The organism is Saccharopolyspora karakumensis (assembly GCF_004349225.1).
GTDB classification, from domain to species: Bacteria; Actinomycetota; Actinomycetes; order Mycobacteriales; family Pseudonocardiaceae; genus Saccharopolyspora; species Saccharopolyspora endophytica.
Genome location: NZ_SMLA01000119.1, coordinates 1 through 1936 on the forward strand (window position 1 = coordinate 1; position 1936 = coordinate 1936).

At 67.5% G+C, this 1936-nt stretch carries 1 protein-coding gene; it reads left to right on the plus strand.

Going from position 1 to position 1936, the window contains the following annotated elements:
* Positions 1–51: 51 nt before the first annotated feature.
* A partial coding sequence (locus E1202_RS31050; protein WP_235879143.1) for a molybdopterin-dependent oxidoreductase occupies positions 52–1936 on the plus strand: 1885 nt, incomplete at its 3' end.

Below are 1936 nucleotides of genomic sequence, written 5' to 3' on the forward strand. Positions count from 1 at the left end.
TGGTCGAGTGCCGGACGTTTCCACCACGGGCAGAGTCAGCTGCACCGCTTCTTGAACACGCTTGGCGGATACGTCTCCGGTCTCGGTGACTACAGCTACGGCGCTTCGGGCGTGCTCCTGCAACACGTCGTCGGGCGGGCGGACGATCTGATGGCGGATGCCACGACCTGGGAGTCGGTCGCCGAGCACACGGAGCTGTTCGTGGCGTTCGGGGGTGTGTCGGAGAAGAACTCAGCGGTCGGACCGGGCGGCGTGGGCAGGCACACGACCCGTGAGGCGATCACGCGGGCTCGGCGGCGCGGGTGTGAGTTCGTCAGCATCTCGCCGATCGCCGACGACACCTTCGCGGAGGCCGGAGCGCAGTGGCTCTCCCCGCGGCCCGGGACCGACACCGCTCTGATGTTGGCGCTTGCGTACGTCCTGGAGTGCGAAAACCTCGTTGATCGCGAGTTTCTCCGCACCCGCTGCGTGGGATACCCGGAATTTGCGCGGTATGTGCGCGGGGATGCCGACGGTGTGCCGAAATCGCCGGAGTGGGCCGCAGGCGTGTGCGAGCTGACGGTCGACACGATCGTCGCTCTCGCCCGGCGCATGGCCCGGTCGCGGACGCTGATCAACGTGAGCTGGTCGCTGCAGCGCCAGCAGCACGGCGAGCAGACCGTGTGGGCAGGATTGACTCTCGCGGCCATGCTGGGGCAGATCGGACTGCCAGGAGGTGGTTTCCAACACGGCTACGGTTCGACCTCCGATATCGGATTGCCGCGACGCGTCGCCAGTCCGCCCGCGCTTCCGCAGGGGAAGAACCTCGCGCCGAGCGCGATTCCGGTCGCGCGAATCGCAGATGCGCTGCTGCACCCGGGCAGCGAGATCGACTACAACGGGTCGACCATTCGGCTGCCCGAGATCGACTTGATCTACTGGGTTGGCGGTAACCCGTTCCACCACCACCAGGATCTCGCTCGCCTTCGCCAGGCGTTCCGCAAGCCATCCACGGTGGTCGTGCACGAGCAGTTCTGGACGAGCACCGCCAGGCACGCCGACGTCGTCCTTCCCGCAACGATGAGCATCGAACGGGATGATTTCGGAGCCGGCCGCAACGACCCGGACTTCTTCCCGATGCCGGCGCTGACACGTCCAGCGGGGTCCGCGCGGGACGACTACGCGATCTTCTGGGCCCTGGCCGAGCGCTTGGGAGTGGGGGAGTCCTTCAGCGAAGGGCGCAGCGTGCTGGAATGGCTGGAGCACCTCTACACCGGATGGCGAGGTCGGCTCGCAGAAATGGGATGCGCAGTGCCGACGTTCGAGGAGTTCTGGACAAGCGAGCGCATCGCGATCCCGGTACCGGACCCCGGTCAGGTCTTGCTGTCGGCATTCCGCGAGAACCCCGACGCGGCCCCGGTGCCGACGTCGTCTGGCCGGATCGAGATCTTCAGCGACACCATCGCCTCGTTCGGATACGACGACTGCCCGGGTCACCCAGTGTGGCGCCGGCCGCAGGAGTGGCCCGAACCCGGCGAGCAGTACCCGCTCCTGCTGATCTCCAACCAACCGCGGACCAGGCTGCACAGCCAGCTCGACGTCGGCGAGACCAGCGTTCGCAGCAAGATCGGCGGCCGGGAGCCGGCCCGCATGCACCCAGCCGACGCCGCAGCACGCGGCCTCGAGGCCGGCGACATCATCCGGATCGTCAACGCAAGGGGGTCCTGCCTGGCCGGTTTGATCACCACCGAGACCATGCGGCCTGGCATCGTGCAGCTCTCCACAGGTGCGTGGTACGACCCTGACCCCGCCGACCCCTCCTTCTGTCGCCACGGCAACCCCAATGTCCTGACCCCGGACGTCCCGTCTTCCCGCCTGTCACAGGCCACGACGGCCCAGCACGCTGCGGTGGAAGTGGAGAAATGGACCGGTCCCGTACCGGAGCTCGTGGTCGACA